Origin of the sequence: Rheinheimera sp. D18 (genome assembly GCF_004345025.1) — a bacterium.
GTDB lineage: Bacteria > Pseudomonadota > Gammaproteobacteria > Enterobacterales > Alteromonadaceae > Alishewanella > Alishewanella metallidurans.
This window is the reverse complement of sequence record NZ_CP037745.1, coordinates 2,829,590-2,847,031: the sequence shown is the minus strand read 5'-3', so window position 1 is coordinate 2,847,031 and position 17,442 is coordinate 2,829,590. Positions and strand designations below refer to the sequence as shown.

General features: G+C 42.6%; 14 protein-coding genes. 12 read left to right on the top strand and 2 right to left on the bottom strand.

The features are described from left to right. Positions 1-65 precede the first annotated feature (65 nt). The 3 genes from E0Z06_RS13395 (at position 66) to E0Z06_RS13385 (ending at position 2,891) form a co-directional block, all read left to right on the top strand. Positions 66-860, top strand: a complete 795-nt coding sequence (locus tag E0Z06_RS13395; RefSeq protein WP_207903094.1) for a hypothetical protein — start codon at positions 66-68, stop codon at positions 858-860. Positions 861-913: 53 nt separating this feature from the next. After that, entirely contained in the window at positions 914-1,543 is a 630-nt protein-coding gene (locus E0Z06_RS13390) for an amidohydrolase family protein (protein ID WP_132585633.1), read from the top strand. Positions 1,544-1,739: 196 nt separating this feature from the next. Then, positions 1,740-2,891, top strand: a complete 1,152-nt coding sequence (locus E0Z06_RS13385) for a nuclease-related domain-containing protein (RefSeq protein ID WP_132585630.1) — start codon at positions 1,740-1,742, stop codon at positions 2,889-2,891. Between the two features lie 367 nt (positions 2,892-3,258). On the opposite strand, the gene E0Z06_RS15665 is transcribed toward E0Z06_RS13385, so the two are convergent. Continuing rightward, entirely contained in the window at positions 3,259-3,486 is a 228-nt protein-coding gene (locus E0Z06_RS15665; RefSeq protein ID WP_207903093.1) for an Arm DNA-binding domain-containing protein, read from the bottom strand. Between the two features lie 479 nt (positions 3,487-3,965). On the opposite strand from E0Z06_RS15665, the gene E0Z06_RS13375 reads away from it, so the two are divergent. The 9 genes from E0Z06_RS13375 to E0Z06_RS13335 all read left to right on the top strand — a co-directional run bounded on the left by E0Z06_RS13375 (position 3,966) and on the right by E0Z06_RS13335 (position 13,312). Further along, positions 3,966-5,084: a Fic family protein gene (locus E0Z06_RS13375; protein ID WP_132585627.1), complete on the top strand. Its 1,119-nt coding sequence runs from the start codon at positions 3,966-3,968 to the stop codon at positions 5,082-5,084. Between the two features lie 143 nt (positions 5,085-5,227). Continuing rightward, positions 5,228-6,280, top strand: coding sequence for an XRE family transcriptional regulator (locus tag E0Z06_RS13370; RefSeq protein WP_132585624.1), 1,053 nt, complete (start codon positions 5,228-5,230; stop codon positions 6,278-6,280). Continuing rightward, the gene (locus E0Z06_RS15660) at positions 6,281-6,613 is read left to right on the top strand and encodes a hypothetical protein (RefSeq protein WP_207903092.1); all 333 of its coding nucleotides are present in this window, start codon (positions 6,281-6,283) and stop codon (positions 6,611-6,613) included. A 204-nt stretch (positions 6,614-6,817) separates the two neighbouring features. Continuing rightward, positions 6,818-7,054 carry a hypothetical protein gene (locus tag E0Z06_RS13360; RefSeq protein WP_132585621.1) on the top strand — a complete coding sequence of 79 codons (237 nt, stop codon included), beginning with the start codon at positions 6,818-6,820 and terminating at the stop codon, positions 7,052-7,054. 42 nt (positions 7,055-7,096) lie between these two features. Continuing rightward, complete coding sequence (locus tag E0Z06_RS13355) at positions 7,097-7,663, top strand: hypothetical protein (protein WP_132585618.1); 567 nt, start codon at positions 7,097-7,099, stop codon at positions 7,661-7,663. A gap of 174 nt (positions 7,664-7,837) precedes the next feature. After that, entirely contained in the window at positions 7,838-8,467 is a 630-nt protein-coding gene (locus tag E0Z06_RS13350) for a YbjN domain-containing protein (RefSeq protein ID WP_165907406.1), read from the top strand. 13 nt (positions 8,468-8,480) lie between these two features. Continuing rightward, entirely contained in the window at positions 8,481-9,155 is a 675-nt protein-coding gene (locus E0Z06_RS13345) for a hypothetical protein (RefSeq protein WP_132585614.1), read from the top strand. Positions 9,156-9,164: 9 nt separating this feature from the next. Then, positions 9,165-10,370 (top strand): hypothetical protein, encoded by a 1,206-nt coding sequence (locus tag E0Z06_RS13340; RefSeq protein WP_132585611.1) that lies wholly within the window; start codon positions 9,165-9,167, stop codon positions 10,368-10,370. Between the two features lie 236 nt (positions 10,371-10,606). After that, positions 10,607-13,312, top strand: a complete 2,706-nt coding sequence (locus E0Z06_RS13335; protein ID WP_165907405.1) for an AAA family ATPase — start codon at positions 10,607-10,609, stop codon at positions 13,310-13,312. Between the two features lie 54 nt (positions 13,313-13,366). On the opposite strand, the gene E0Z06_RS13330 is transcribed toward E0Z06_RS13335, so the two are convergent. Continuing rightward, positions 13,367-17,425 carry an AAA family ATPase gene (locus tag E0Z06_RS13330; protein ID WP_132585606.1) on the bottom strand — a complete coding sequence of 1,353 codons (4,059 nt, stop codon included), beginning with the start codon at positions 17,423-17,425 and terminating at the stop codon, positions 13,367-13,369. Positions 17,426-17,442: the final 17 nt, after the last annotated feature.

Sequence of the window (17,442 nt, the reverse complement as noted above, 5' to 3'; positions counted from 1 at the left end):
TTTACAGTTTATCATGAATTATAAAAAAAGCGATTCAATTTATTAAAATTAACAACACTAAATATATGGTTAAAAGCCGCCCTGTTTTTGGTGCGTTTGCTTTATATCCAGGTTTTTTTGATCAAGCCACAACAGCCAACCCCTACGCAGCCGCGATAGAAGAAGTGGGTATTGGCGCATTTGCGTTATTACCAAGCCAAACCGAAAGCAATTATTGCGGGCATCAATGGTTGTTGGAATTTTTACAGGCGCAAATTGGCATCGTTCCAAGCGCGCAAGCAGAGCAAACAGATGATGTCATGTACGCTGTGGCTGGCATGGCAGAAAGGCTCTATGTGCAGGAGGCGGCGCGCATCCCTTATTATGGTATGCGTCAAGTGTTGTACCCAGATCTAACTCTTACAGCCGCGTTAGGTCCTCAAAAAGGCCGAGATAAAAGCTATCTTCAAAACTTCGAAAATGGCGTTGCACAGTGGTATCACATAAAAGTCACAGCGATTCAGCAGCTAGAGGATAAAGTTGGTTCTTATCATATTGCCGATGAAATTCGCTATTTAGCGTTAGCAATGCCATCCAATCATTATGCTGGTACTAAGGCAATAGAGCGGATATGGCCAGTGAAGCAGGTTTTGATATTACCGCGCTCCTCCATCACTGCCGAGCAGGCAGGCAAAGCCATAGACTCACCTGAGCTCTATTATCTTTTTCAATTAGGTAGACCGTTGATTCTTCAAACAGCAGTGACTCATGTTCCACTACGAAACTTTAGTCACTCGATGAAACTCACAACTTTAACTCGGCTAGAGAGCGTAACTAAGTTTGCTGAGGTCGAAAAAGTGTATGAAGAGGCAATGGTGTGAGTAAGTGCGTTCTATCAATTATGAAGAAGATTAAATAATCAAAGGATGGCGATATGGACATTGAAATTAAAAACTGTAACAACATCACGATGGCCAAAGTGGCTATCGTGCCAAGTAAGTTGAATATTAAGTTTGCCCCGAATGGAACCGGTAAAAGCACAATTTCTAAAGCCATCCAATACGCTGTAACAGGTGACGAAAAAGCGCTTTTTGAACTTTTACCTTTCAAATTTCGCAACGAAAATTTGGGCAACACCAAGTGGCGCATTGGCAGAATGGCCGGTGAAACGGCAGCACAAACCGCAGAGCGCAAACAACAATATCAATTAATAGCTAAGCAGTTACCTTACTTAGCGCAATCAGGTGTTTTATTGCTGGCGGGTAGCGATTCTGCGGCACTAAATACCTATGTTTACCCAGCGCAAGCGCTACATGATGAATTAGCTTTATTTCAGCAAGCAGGTTTAACACCCGCGCAAATACTGCGTACCGCCACCATTAATGGCGCGACCTTTATGGGAGTTCAGGCCGACTATGGCAGCATAGCGACAACAAAACAGGCCGATTTACTATTACTGCCAGCAAACCCATTACAAGATATTAATGCGGTAAAAAATATTGATACGCTGATCTATGGCGGCAAAGTGTATAACCGCAAGGCGTTAGATGAAATGTTAAACTAGGCCGCAGCACGAAAAATAGAGCTAACTGAGCAACGGAAAAGTAATCAACTGAATTAAAAAACTTAAGTTGCCGACAGTATAAAATTGAGGGTAATTTCAACGGTAAATATAATAACTACTAAGTAGTCGCAGATTAAAAGATGTTAATTGTTTTTGTTACTGCTAGCATAAGTATCGACTTATTCAGAGATGATTTATGCGTTATTTGTTACTTGCCTTATCGCTGCTAATTTTTGTCTCGCCACAGGTGTATAGCCAACAGCAATATACCGAAGGCGCCTGCATTATGCTGCAACAGCAAATAGACCGTTTTAGTCATCAGAAACAAAATAGTAATTTTGTTAGCGCGACGCGCGAATACGAAAAGTTTTGTCGCAAGCCGGTGCGTTATATACCGCGTCAGATAAAAAGCAGCGATGATACTGCAGTGGCTAAAGACGATTCCTCTAAAGCTACAGAAGTTGCAAGCGTTAGTGATATTCCTGAGAAAAGTGAACTAAACCAGCCTGAAACATCGTCGTTGTCGCAGAAAGACACTGCGACGGTTGCTACCGAGGTTGATAAAAAGCCGCCAGATAATACTGCCACAGTAATACCTATCGCCCCAGCAATAAGCTCTGGGCCTAAAGTTATCGACCAAGTTGTGTTGGTTGAAGCAGTTAAAGCCGAACCGTTAGTTGCCGTGCTGCCTGATAGCGCGGTTGTGCATCAGGAAGCCGAATTTTCTTCAGACCTGCTTATGCCGTTATTGAATAATATACCGATAATAGCGGCTCTCTTGTTTGCGGTATTGCTAACCGTGTTTCTAGTAACATCTTGGCTTGGGCTTAATTTGCCAGGTTTTAAAGGTGTATTTGCAGAATATAAATTAAATAGACTACTGCGCTGGCGTTTGTCGGATGAGTATCAGCATTTTCGCAAATTAAAATTATTTACAGCCAGTGATGAACAAGTCATAGTCGATCACTTAGTGCTTTGCCCTTATGGTATTTTTGTTATAACCGTAAAGGGTGAGCGCGGGCACATTTCAGGCACTGAAACCCAAGCCAACTGGACGCGAACCTACCTTGGTAGCACTAAACACTTAATGAACCCATTACATCAAAACTTTAAAAATGTTGCCGCGGTAAAACATTTTTTGCACCTAAAAGAGGTTGATGGCACTAAGTTAGTCCACTCAATAGCTGCATTTAGCCGAGTAGCAAAATTTGAAACCGCAATCTCAGCTAATATTACTTATGTTGATACAGTTTCAAATTATATTAAACAGTTTAGCGAGCCTTGTTTGACCAACGAGCAACAAAACCGTTTTGCTGCGCTGCTTAGCCAAGCAAGTACGGATCTCTAAAAACACGCAAGTGACTGCGGCGTCTAGCAGGGAAAACGTACTCAGAGCCAATAGATCTTACTTTTAACTCATTGAGCCACTAAAGCTATTCAGATGACTACGAAATACTCTAAAAACATTGTCTAGTTCACTCAGTTCCAATGCACGTTTACGGGACTTTTCTAACCCGCCGGCATCATTTATTGTAAAAGGAGCAGCAGGATTATTTGCGGTTAACTCTAGCTTTAGCGCGTGCTTGAATAACTGCTTCATATAACCAAGCGTGTCATTCGCTATGGTTGGACGGCCACTATCCCTAGCCCTTTGGATGATCTCTCTAACATCCAAAGCTGTTACATCTTGAATTTTTAGCTCTCCAATGACGGGTTTAATATCTCTCCGATATATTCGAGCTGGAATGTTTGGATGTTTTAGCCTTGGAGCCAAATCGTTCTTGAGTCATTTGCTTACGCTTGCTGTTGCCACTATATCGAAGTGCCCAGTACGGAGCACCAGAGTCTGGTACAACAAAGTAGAGTCCTTTTCCGTCGGATTTTCTTGTCGGCTCTCCTAATTTTGCAAGTGACGCCACCTGCTTTGCGGTCATTGATGCCATTGGGCCTCCTAATACTCACCATTTGACTTGAGTATACAGAGCTATTACTCACCAGTTAACTCACCAGAAAGATGAAACAATGTGAAACGAAGTAGAACACTGTGAAATTTAAAAGCCCTTTTAAAACAGGGCTTTGATGAAGAATGGAAAGAAGGGAAACTAAGAATAAATCATTCGACGTTCTGGATACTTGTAGATTGTTAAATTAATTTGATTTTAAATCATGTAGATAGCTTTATTTTCGGTGATTGTTATGCGGTTTTACCCGCCACTTTACCCACCATTTTTCGCATGCTTAACGCACCGAAGCCGAACGATCTATCTGCAAACTGCATGGTCGGATGTTAAGGCAGGTATGAATGCTGCAGTTAACTCATATTGCTTCTAGATTTGTTTATGAGGTGAATATACTTGCTATTCACCTCAGTATGTGAGTAGATTGTGCAACGTATTCACCTCAATCAGTAGGAGCCTTGCCTATGTGGATCTGGCAACAACCCGATTGGCCCGGCCGTCAGCAAAATTCACCGCAAGTTTTTCGTTATGATCATGCGGCACTGACGCCTAAGTTACGTGAGCTGCACTTTTTGCAAGGCATACTGCTGGGTAAAATGGGTGTGCAGAACAATCAGCAGGCTGCGCTGGATACCATGCTTGCCAATATCCTTACATCCAGTGCTATCGAAGGTGAGCGCCTTAATCATAGTGTGGTGCGTTCATCATTAGCCCGTAAGCTGGGTATTGCTGAACTGCAAAGCGTTGCAACGACAGCACAGTCAGATGGCCTTGCTGCGATGGTGACAGACGCCATTGGTAACTGGCTGCAGCCATTAACGTTAGAGCGCTTGTTACAGTGGCATGCCTGGCTGTTTCCGCCTGACAGCTCATTGATGCAAAGGGTGCAGGGCGGGCAGCTTCGCGGTAACGAGCCAATGCAGGTTATCTCAGGTAGAATCGACCGGCCTAAAGTGCATTTCGAAGCACCACCACGTGAAGTTTTGGAAGGCGAGCTTAATTGCTTTATCGATTGGTTTAACCGCTCGCAACATGATGCCAATTTAGACCCGCTGCTACGCGCAGGTATTGCGCATTTCTGGTTTATCACGATTCATCCACTGGAAGATGGCAATGGCCGCTTGGCCAGGCTGCTGACTGATCTGGCGCTGGCGCAGGCCGAACATCAGTCTATCCGCTTTTATGCCATGTCGGTTGCTATCCTGGAAAAGCGAAGCAGCTATTACGACATTCTTGAGCAAAGCCAGAAAGGCGATACTGATATCACTGCTTGGTTGGTTTGGTTTCTCGACACGCTAGCCGCTAGCCTAAAGCAGGCGCTGGCTGATATCGAACAAACGCTGCTAAAAACTCGCTTCTTGCAACGGGTAGACCAAACCCAACTGAGCAAAGAGCAAGTAAAAGTACTAAACCGGTTACTGGATGGCGATTTCAGCGATGGCATCAGTAATAGCCAGTACGGCAAAGTGGCCAAGGTTAGCCCGGCAACTGCAAGCCGGCATTTGGCGCAGTTGGTAGAAATGGGATGTCTGGAGAAAACTGCTGCTGGGGGAAGAAGTACAAGATATATGATCTCGCATTAGCGGGCGTTTACAGCCTTATAATGCAAAGTATCTAAACAATTCCAAGATCGCCATCTTTTTTACTCCGTGATGTCAATCGACAGAATCACCCAGTTGGTTTATAATTACCCAAAAATATTTATATTTATAAACCGGAGGTCAGTGTGATTGGAGAGCGCATAAAACGAGCCCGTACTGCTGCTGGCCTGTCTATGCAGGCCTTGGGTGATATTGTTGGTATAAGTGCCAACATGGTTAAAAAATACGAGCATAACCAGAGTATGCCGTCCTCGGGTGTTTTACTCAAATTGGCGGCTGCATTGTCGGTTCGTTCTGAATACTTTTTTCGCCCAGCACAAGTGACGTTAGGTGAGGTGGAGTATCGCAAGAAAGCGTCAGCTCCAGCTAAGCTACTGAAAAAAATAGAATCTGATGTGATCGACCAAGCTGAACGCTGGCTGGCGCTCAAAAATGTGTGGCCTAACTTCCCAATTTCAGACTTTGACTATCATCCTGATATTCCAGTGGTGAGTTCATTAGCTGCGGTAGAGCAGGTTGCTGCTAAGGTACGTAGTGACTGGCAACTGGGGATGAATCCGCTACCTGATTTAATTGATTTGCTTGAGTCTAAAGGTATCTTGGTCATTGTCAGCAACGTACCCCAAGCAGATAAATTTGATGGCTTACAAGCCAAGATTTCAGGGCAGCCTATCGTTGTGGTATCTGCGCACTGGCCAGGATGTCGTCAGCGATTCACGTTGGCACACGAACTTGGTCACCTGATTTTGCATGGCCTGCTAGATGATTCTGTTGACGAAGAAATGGCATGTAATCGTTTTGCGTCAGCATTTTTATTGCCAGACATTGGGCTTTATCAACACTTAGGTGAGCAGCGCTCGAACATTGATGCTAAAGAACTTTACTTTTTGAAGCATGAATACGGTTTAAGCATGGCGGCCTGTTTGTATCGTAGTGCTGATCTTGGTGTTATAACTCAAGAGAAAAAGCGCCAAATTTTTATCCAGTTTTCTCAAAATGGCTGGCGTAAGCAAGAGCCAGGGAAGCCTTACCCGCAAGAGCAAACACTGCTGTTTGAGCAACTAGTCTATCGCGCCTTAGCTGAGGGGATCCTTAGCGAGTCGAAAGCCGCTGAATTGTTACAAATATCGGTTATGGCACTGCATAAGCAACGCCGAATGTTAGCTGAGGCTGTATAGATGTACTTGTTGATCAGTGATGCCAATATTCTCATTGATCTCGAGGAAGGCCAGTTACTGGAGATCTTTTTCAATTTACCCTACCAATTCAAAGTGCCTGATGTGTTATTTCATGAGGAGCTTAGTGAGCATGATATTGAGTTACTTAGTGAAGCAGATGAGCTGAATAACGGCGCTATGGCTCTAAGTGCCTACGGCAAGCTGCAATTTACCCAAATGTCAGATTACGAACGGGCAGAACTGGAAGCCGCATTGCTGAAGTACTGTGAATTGGATACCTTGGCGATGGTGATGATTTACCAGGGTTGGTTGGATATGCTTAAGAGTAAATAACCACAATATTGGCCGGTATTAAGTTGTGGTTGGACGTCGCAAATTGAGGTATAAACTTTTTTAAGTTTGATTGTAACTGGTTAAAGTGTCTAGCAAAGTATGGGAAGTCCTAAGTTTGGCTTAACGTAAGCGGGAATCCAAACGACACTTCAAATAGGTTTGGGAATCGGCGAGCTAACCACATGCCAACATAAAGGAAAATGAATGCGCGAGTATTGGAATTCAATAGATCATTTTTTACAAAACCGCTTCTGGATTGCCGGCTTACTTCTAACTGATTTTATAGTTTTAACAGGCTCTGACATTGCAATTTATTTGCGCTCAGTAGATGCGTTTGCAATAGCACTGGTACTCATTAATTTTATTACATTTTGGCGGGTAGCTATTTCACTATGTATACTTCTTTTGTTGATAGTGGTTTTAAGCCTGATTTTAGAGTGATTAAGTCTCCCGCCGTGTCATCGTAGGAGCCAGGAGCTGCAAATGAAAGATAATATTAAACAACAGTTTAAGTATTGCGAGCCTTCAGAATCGCTGGCTGATTCAGGTCAAAATTTCCCAGCGAATGAGCAATATAAGCGTGCTGAACAGCCATGTACCACTATAGCTCAGTATCAGTTATTAAAAGGCTATAGCGGGTTACAGCCAGTATTTTTTCTTAATGAAAGCAATAAAGTGCTCTTGTCAGACTGGACAAAAATTGATTCAGAACCCGGACAGCAACTGTTTTTTAGTTTTGTTGATGCCTATGACACTAAGTTTGACGCCACTGGCCAGCTTTCAGATAAATTTTTGTTTTGCAACGATATACCGGTTAGTGAATATGGCACGCTGATACGAGTCGCCACTTATCAGTTAACAGTAAAATCTTCTGACGCAAAAATTCTTTATCAGGGAGAAGCAGACGTAAAAGATATGGCTGCCTTTATCAATATACCCGCAGTTGAGCGCCTACCACTACAGTCATGTAAAGCGACAGCTGAAGTCGATGTGCACGTTGACAGGGTTAACTATGCGTGTCATGCAAAATCGGTGATATACAGCAAATAGCCAGAGTCACTAGCTAACATTTTTAATGTTAATTCAGCTGCTTAAATTCGCCAATAGTTTTTCTGGCCTAATGTAACTGTGTTGGGTAATATCAGATTAGCTTATAAAAACATACATATGTTCATAGCCCCTTTGTCAACATTCTAGGGAATGGGCCAATACAGGAGAGGTGATATGTCATTACAAAACCAATTGCAGCAACTATGCGACGCCAGAGAACTTAAGTATAAAGTTGACGAGCGCGGTAACCTTATAGTGCCAATGAGCCTGGGCGAAGAGCAAAAAGTCGTAGTGTTACTCTCGGTCGATGATAACGATAACCGAGTTACGTTTACCTCTTTGGAAGTGTTAAATACCAATGACTATATCGGCTTGGTTGAGTCCGAGACCTTGTATCATTTCTTATTACGGTTTAACTGGAACGTAAAAATTGGTGGTATTCAGTTAGATTCCGATGGTGAAGTTCGCTTCGAGTATTCGCTTTGCACTAACGATGGCGTTATTAGTGGCGAACAGTTTGACTATATATTCCGCGCCATTATTGCTACCAGTGTAGTTATCCGCAAAGAAGTTTCTGAATTAGCATCAAATGACGTCGTTCCTGAGGCGTTACAGTCTGTGTACCGTAGCCACAAGTTGACCTTGCAAAGCGACGATGTCGACACCATACAGCTATCCGAAATTAAGGCAGTATTTGAAGGCTTTTTAGCGGCAGGTTTCCCTGAGCCATTTAATGCACTGCTGCAGCGCGATTTAGGTATAATTGCCGCCAAGCTTGATGAACTGGCACCCACTGAATTCTAAGAGGTAAATTAACATGGCAATGACGCTGGAAGACACCAAAAAAATTCTCGACAGCATTGGCTTAAAGTATAACCAGCTACGCAATGAAGAAGACCATGCAGTGCTGCTATTAAGCTGGAGCATTGACAAAGACCCTGAAGTGGGAGAATACGATGTAGATATTCTGCTAACACTTACAGAACCTTCTAAGAATGGCTTTGAATTTATGATGATAAGAAGCAAAGGCCTTGAGAAAGATCTAAACTTTCATGAGGCAGAGCAAGACAAGCAGTTTGCGCTGTTTAAATATATGGTGGATAGAAATAGCACCATAAAAGTTGGTCGTTGGGGGTTTGATCAAGATGACGGCGAAATTGTAGTTGACCACCCGATTATTCTTGAAAAAGATTCTTTAGCTCAAGACCAACTTGAAAGGGCAATCAGGATCATGGTGACAGAAGTTAAAAAAGGCTATGTTGTTCTCCGTAGAATTAAACAGTCGGGTGATCCAGAGCAGGAAATATTAAATAGCAATTCAATATTCGATGAATTATTAATTTCACTTGCGACAAAGGCCCCACATATTTTGGCAAATTTTGTTATGATTAAACCTAGCTTAATTGACCAGCCTGATACTTTAAGAAAAATAAAATTGCTGGTAGATAAAAATGATTTTAACGAAGTTGAAAAAATCGTTAGAACTTTATAAGGGGTTCAAATGTCACGTGCTGAAGGTAAAGTGAACAATAATGAAAATACTGAGTCTAGTGGCGAACCAGATAAATCTGAAAAGAAAATTACAGAGCATGAGTCAACTTCTGTTTCAGATCGGAAAGAATTGATACAAGGAATTTGGATATTTTTAACTCATCTTTTCATGGTCTATGCACCGTTGTTTGTTTTTTTAATCATCGCAATAATCACTCTCGGTAAGGGTAGTATTGAGGTGTTCGGAATTAAGTCGAATTCAAGCGACATAACACAACTTGAAAGTTTTAGAAGTGCTTTAGACGATTATCGAAAAGAGTGTTTTTCTGCTAAAGATCCTTTAACAAAAAATAGTTTCTGTACTGAAGATTACCTAAATAATGAGCTTTTTATAAAGATAAAGTCATTAGAAGACCGTTATTCAGATCTAGGAAACAGCTATAGCACTATAGCCGTTATGACTGGTTTTTTTGGCGTGTTAATGACCGTATTAGTAATATATTTTTCAATTAGTGGTAAAGAAGCAATACAGTTAAAATTAGATGCAACTGAAAAAATTCTAATGCGTTTCAGAAATATAGTGAAAGAAACCGAAGACATAAAGAAAAGTTTAGGTGAGTTTAATAAGCAATATATAGAATTCACAAGTCAAAAAAAGGAACTAGTTGAAACCGCTAAGCAAGATATAAAAGATAAGATTGATGAGTTTAAATTAACTTCAAATGAGTTGATTGATAAAGCGATCAAAGAATCAACAGCAAACCTGGATAAAGAAGTTAAGTCGTTAGAAAATAAAATTAATGCCCAAGAAAAGCTGCTCGTTGCGCAACAAGCCGCACAAGACAACCTTCAAATTAAACTTGCTAATTTGCCTGGTGCTAAATCTCCTAGTCAAGATCAACTTGGAATGCTTTCCATTGGTAGTGATGATTTTCTTAAGATTCAATTTGAGGAGGGAGGCATCGTAACTAATGGAGAGTATAGTATTGAGTTTATAGACCATTCAAAAGATGAGACTATTTTGCAACTTAAGTCGTTGTCTTTTGAAAATTCTGTAGCGACAATCAAATTGAGTTCAGATGAAAAGAAAAAAATTAAAGATTTTAAGAAATTCAAAGCTGTTATAACTGAAAAGGTAAAAACAAATAAAAATGTAAAAGATGATCTTTCGGAGTTTGATGCTTTCGTATGTAATGCAACTTTATCCTTTAATTGAATTCGGTACCGAGACTAAAATTGATTTATAGCGTTTTAATTATTAGTAAATGCATTATCCAAATAAAAGGAAAAAATTCGCTTGGGCTGGAAGATTTCTACAATGGATTGTTTTACTTTGATGTGCATGATGACCTGCTCAAAGATCGTGTTATGTGTTCTGAGGCTCAGGCGACTTCAATAAGTATAAATCAGCTTACTCAAGCTTTAGGAACTGCAAAAGATTTAAGATTTCCTGTGTCGGAAGATTTAAAAAAATTAGTTTTATCTTTAGGTGGAATTCACAAAAACATCGCCACATTAAAACCCGAATACGAAGAGTTGCTTGGCCCCTGGCTGGCAAAGGTTGAAGCACAATACGCCAGACCTACCAGAGCTAGAGGCGCACCTACAAAAGCCGGGCAATCTACACCAACGAATAACCCCGCGCCAAACCCAGAACAGGAAGCTGATGCTGTGACAACTTCTGCAATTACACCTCAGTTAGTTAGTGCGTTGCAACACCAGTTGCAGCAAGACGTATTTGGCCAAGACGCTGCCATTACAGCTGTGTGTGATGGTTTGCTAAAAAGCCTGTTTGCACCGGCGCAGCCTAAGCCCTTGGCCAGCTTCTTTTTTATTGGCAGCTCTGCCACCGGCAAAACTTTGTTAGCCGAACGCTTAGCTGCGCGGCTGGGCGATGACTGGAAGCTATTAACTATTCCAATGTCGTCGATGGTTAACTATAACCAAAGCACCATGCTTGATGGTAATGAGGCCAGCTATACTAATGCCCGCCCTGGTGTTCTTACCGACTTTGTGCGCCAGCATCCGAAAACCGTCGTGGTGTTTGACGATATTGAAAAAGCGCATCCGGCGGTGATCAGCAAGCTTAACAGCCTGTTTAATCAGGGGGCGATGCGGGATCAGTTTGGCTTTTATAAAAACAATGATACCAGCAATACGCAAATAGCCCCGCCGGAGGTCGATTTTCGGCAAACTATTGTTATTTTTACCAGTAATGCCTTAGAAGATGTCTATAGTTCGGCCAGTTTTCAGAAAATTGCCGAGCAAAATCCGGGCAAAGCTAATGCTACCTTATTAGATGCGTTAAACGAGCTGGGTTCCGGTATTGCTGATGGCAAGGTATTTAATTCTGGCTTACTTAACCTGATGGGTAGTGATGCGTTAGTGCGCTTTAAGCCACTTGAGCTGGTGCATTTAATAGACATTGCCAAGAGTGCGTTTCATAAGCTGCGTCGCCGTTTCAGTACTGGTTTGGGCTGTGAGTTGCAGCTAGAAGAGACGGACGCTTTGTTGCGACTGCTTATTTTAAGCCTGGCGCCGGATATTGATGCGCGGCAGGTTGCCCGCCAAATAGCCGACCGTTTTGCACGACAGGTAACGCAGGCCTGCACATCTGATAAGATGCCACAACAAGCCTATTGGCAGCTAACTGAAGAAGTTAAAGCAGCCTTTGCTGATTTTGTTGCCATGGCGGGCGATGAAGATGTTATTCACTGGATGAACCGCAAAGGGTTGGTGCTTAATCTGCAAAGTCAGGCGGTATCTGAAGGTGGCTCACTTCGTGTTGTATTTGACCAGCTTAGCTGGGAGAAAGTGATCCAACATGCTGATCTTAATGGTTTGGGCTCTATCAGTGTTGAAGTACCAAATGTCAGGCTGGCCGATATCGCAGGCCATAACCTGGTAAAAAGCCGTTTGCAGCAAACGATAAACCTGTTAAAGCGCCCGGAGCAAATCAGAGCTCATAATGTATCCATGCCGAAAGGTTTACTGATGTATGGCCCGCCGGGTACAGGTAAAACCATGTTGGCAAAGGCTTTTGCCAACGAAGCCGATTTACCTTTTATCAGTGTCAGTGGTACGGATTTACTTGACCTGAATTTTGTTAAGGCGCTATTTGCCCGGGCGCGCAAATATGCGCCGGCTATTTTATTTATTGACGAAATTGATGTGCTGGGCTCGCGCGAAGAGAAAGGCTACAAGGTTATTATTAACCAGCTGCTAACCGAAATTGACGGCTTTAATAGCGAGCTTTCACCGCCGGTATTTATTATTGCTGCCACCAACAGACCACAAGATCTCGACCCGGCCTTAGTTAGGGCAGGGCGCATAGATATTCATCTGAATGTGCCTACGCTAGACCGCGATGCCAGACGGTTCTTCGTTCAGCGCTATTTGGCGTTACCGCATGATGGTTCACTTAACGAAGAGGCGCTGCTTAACTTAACTTCGGGTATGAGTGGAGCAGATTTAGAGCAAACCCGGCGTGAAGTGGTGCTGGAAATGATACGCCAGGGCGTTTCAACGATAAACCAGCACATGCTGCTGGAATTTATTAACCAACGTAAATATGGCCATCGCGCAACTGTAAAGCGCACGCTGGACGATTTAACCGCGACGGCTTACCACGAAGCAGGGCATGCTATTGTTTCGCGGGTGTTAAATCCTGAAACCAGCATCGAGCAAATAAGTATTGCTTCACGTGGCAATATGGCAGGGTTTGTTGCCTTTAACCGTGATCCGGAGCACTACAAAAGAATTACGGCGACAGAGATTCTTGAAGAGATTGCCGTGCTATTGGCGGGGCGCTGTGCAGAGATCGTTAAATTTGGACAAGATGGCATGTGTGCTGGGGCCAGTAGCGATTTATCTAAAGCGTCAGCCATAGCGTTAAGAGCAATAACCCAGTTTGGCCTGGACAAAGAATTGGGATTATTGTCGGTTAACGGGTTAAGTAATGAGCTACAGCAAGCTATTAACGGTAACATTATCGAACGGGTGCAGGATTGGTTAAAGCAAGCCGAGGTATTATGTTTCAATACGCTAAATGCTCATTGGCCTGTAATTGAAAAGTTGGTTGAACTGCTGCTTGAGCAAGACGTTCTGGATGGCGCAATACTCGATACACTTATACCAAAACCCGAAGAAATTCATTAATAACCAATACAGTTAAGTTGAACCCCGGCCATGCTGCCGGGGGTAAAACGTTGTTTAACTAAAAAGCTGCTTTATTTCGTCTGCGTATAACGACTCACGCTCAATCAGCATATTTGCAATCTTTTCCAGTAATTCTCTGTGCTCGTCCAGTAACTGCATGGCGGTGAGTTGCCCTTCATTTAGCCAATGACGAATGCGTCGTTCACCCAGGTGCTGCAAATCAGGGGAAATAGTGCGGCCATCTAACTCATTTACATTAAGTTGACCGTACTCGTCATCCAAACCCAGTTCACACACTGCATATAGCGCATAGCGGGTGGCAGTTCGTATATCACCCGATGCACCCGCTGAAACATCATAGTTACTGCTTTGCAGGCGCTCAGCCTCGCGCCCTGCCATGGCCACGGCGATTTGGGCTTTAATTTCACTGGCGGTCATCGAGCCTTGCGTTTCATCACGCATTAGTGATACAAAGCCTAGGCTTTTGTTACGCGGTTCTATAGTGGCAAAATTAATGGCGTGATTGGGTAATAGAAGCTTAGATAGCAATAAATGGCCAGCTTCATGCCAGGCAGTTTGTATTTTTGACTGTTCTGAATAACTGCTGGTGGGTTTGGCGCTGCCATACAGCACATTTGCAATTGCCTGGCGCATTAGCTTGAAGTCAATAAACCGGCTGTCTTTATGCTGCTCTGTGGAGGCGCAATAAAGATAATCACGAAATATTTTATCCATTTGCGCGCCACTCATACCCATAGTCATGTCGGCAAAGCTGGTTATTTCACTTTGATTGATCTGCAAATTATATTTTTTTGCCAGTATCTGTAAAAAATCACGTCTGGCAGCTTTATCGGGTAAATCGCAGTACACCACTTCATCTAATCTGCCTGCACGCAATAACGCAGGATCTAAGGCTTCAGGAAAGTTTGTTGCTGCCAATACAAACACTGGCTCAGCCCGTTTTTGAATGCCGTCTAAATGAGTCAGTAACGCATTAACCGCATTGTTGCCACTGGTATCGCCGGCTTTTCTGGCTGAAGCAATGGTATCGATTTCGTCTATGAAAACAATGCACGGCGCAATGTCAGCGGCTTCTTTGAAGGCCTGGTCGATTTTATTTGCTGTGCCATTATGTAAGCTGCTAATTAAGTCGCCGACGCTTAAGCTGATAAAGGGTAGATCACATTCTCCCGCTAAGGCCTTAGCCAGCATGGTTTTCCCTGTGCCAGGAGGCCCGGCCAGTAACATGCCAGCAGGAAAGGCTACATTTTGGCTGGATAATAAATCAGGGTTTTTTAACCAGCCAATTACTCTCTCAAGCTGAATTTTTGCCCGTTGCAGGCCAACGACATCGCTTAAACGAATATCAGGACGTTCTCGCAAAAGCCCAACTACACCGTCTTCTGCTCTGCTGGCAGATATCAATGGTTTAAATACCGGGTGTTCCAGGGTGAGGGTAACGGCATCTTCACTCAGTTCAGTAACATTTAACTGGTAATTAAACGCCAGCTGTTTTTGTTTTGCTCGTCTGACAATCCGGTCTGTTCCTATTAATAAAGCTAAATAGGGCAGTGTCTTTTGCAGTTCGTCTGGCCTGACATGCTGTGCTATGGCATCATACTGGTTTTCATGGCAACTATTATTTGAGATAACAATTAACGGTACGGTTTTAAAATAACGCTGGGCCAGTGTTAACTGTGTGCCAATATCATTTTGCGCCAAATCAGCCTCATTTAATACCACGGCATCGACTTTACTGGCAAAAATAGGTCTTGAATCAAAGGTGAGTGCTGTTTCGAAGTTAAATTCATAACCCGCAAGTTCATCTTGTAGTAGTGCCGTTGATTCATCCTGCTGCCCAATATGCACTATCAGGCCTTTTTGTTCGCCACTAGAGAAACAACTTGGGCTTGCAGTAATTTTTAGCTTATTTATGTTGGCTAAATTACAACTCGATTCCGGTAGCTCGAAAAGTTTTTGTTTAGCTTCTGAAAGAAGTGATGTTATCTGCGCTTTAAAGCCCCGCACAGACGGGGAGGGTAGCTGTCTTAACAGCATTGCTGCTGCAAAAGTAGGGTCGAGTTGATAATCAAGAATGCCTTCGTCGTCGGCATCTAATTCCTCTACCTGCGCTGAAGCAATAGCTAGTAAATTTGCAGCGTTAAGATGTTTAAATCTGATTGCTGCGCCTGCGCTTAACCGGTTTACAAACTCAGGGGACATTGCCACATGGTTTGAGTTCGGTAACTTTGCCTGGCGTAGCACCTCAAACACATCCAGTTCACCTAAATCTTCAGCTTTGTCAAAAGTGGTGTGGCCTAAGTTAGAGGTGAAAATGACTATGCATTGAGAGAAGTCGATAAACCGTTGCGTAGATTCGTCTTTAAGTCTGCCGGTATCAATTAAGGTTAACAGCGTTTGCAGCACATTTGGATGGGCTTTTTCTATTTCATCGAACAGGATAACACTTCGGGGTGCCAGGGCTATATTGTAGGTTAAGGTTCCGGCAGAAGTGTCAGTATACTGAATACCCGGACCAACAAGTGACAAACCGGCGCGTTCATCACTGAAGTTTTCCATGTTGTAGACAAAAAACTTGTATCCGGTTTTTTCAATATCACGCAAGGCATTTGAGTACTGCAGGGCTAAATGTGTCTTACCTACACCGCTTGGTCCAACAAAGGTAAATATACTTTTTAAACCTTTTCGTGACTTAAATTTAGACCACATATCTGCATTAACAATCTGCCTTAATGCTTCTGGCTGGCCTTTTACGTTGTCTTTAAGGTAGGTTGTTAATTGCAAGCTAGTACTGCGGACATCGTCAAGTGTTTGTATGGTATTGAGCGTAAAGAAGTCTTTTAATATGGCCGAATCTTTAATCTGCCCAAGTGCAGACCATAAGTAAGCCATCAACTGCGGTGTGTTCTCTATCAGCGGCCTTTCAACTGGTAAATCCTCAATGTATTTAACAAGTTTTGATGTAATATCACTTTTAAAATCTATGATATGCCGGAAAAAATGTATTGAGCTGCTGGTGTCTTGTTTTTCATAGGATCTGATTGATACAACAGTGGGTAGCTCGTTAAATAGCTGGTAAATTTTTGCCGGGAAAAGCATTGAGCTGGCTGTGCGTTTAACGTGTTTTGCCCATAGCTCACTTAGCGTTGAGCTGGAAAAAACAGCAGCAAGTATGTCCTGATGAGATATCGCGTCATTACCTTTGTAGTTCGATAGCTGTTTGTCAACGCTGCCTATAAGCAGTTGCCGACCAAAAAACGTCAGACATAATTGCTCAATCAACACATCAAATAGTTCATCAGTAGGTTTTTGGAATTGATTAAGCATGGCGTCCTTTTTGTTTTCGGATTCATTGCTCATGCTTTCTTCCAGCAGGTTTTCGTCAAGTTCGTCATCTAAAAAATTCATAGTGGCCTTTGTTTTTGAGTCTGTAGTTAACGGCTGTAGTTTTTCAGCGAATTGGTCAAAATCGTATACTGATTTAAAACCAAAAAAAGGATCTACCTGTTGCAGGAATTTTTTATGCTCTATGTCTTCAATAAAAATTTGGGGCTCAGAATCCAAAAAATCGAGTAGATTGCGCATCAATTCCGGTAACGAAATCTGCCACGGTGGGGGAGAAAAATCGAAGCGGGGCTGCGGATGCAAGTTTAAAAAGAACACACGCAGTGCAGTAATTAATACTGAAATATCAGCGACATTATTCTTATCAAGCAGTGTTTGCCATGGTTTTAATTTTTCCCATAGTGGATGAACACGTATTAAACTTTCAGTTTCAGCGTCAGCTCCCAGTGCGTTAAAAGCGAGATTCTCTGCATAGATTTCTGCATTAAAACCCAGTGCTTGCTTGGGATTACCAGACAATTCCAAATAAGCCGTTGAATAATCTTTTTTGCCATTTTGAGCTATGCAATCTAAACAAACCAGTCGGAGCAGCGGGTCAAAAACATTTAATTCAACCAACTTTTCAGCGCTAAACTTGATATCAACAAGTTTGTAAGCATCAAAGCCAAGCACAGTGTTAAAAAACTTTACTCTGTCTTTAACGCGAGAAAATGGATAATAAATCACGTAATAAAATCCAGTATTCATTAGGGGTAACTATTTGA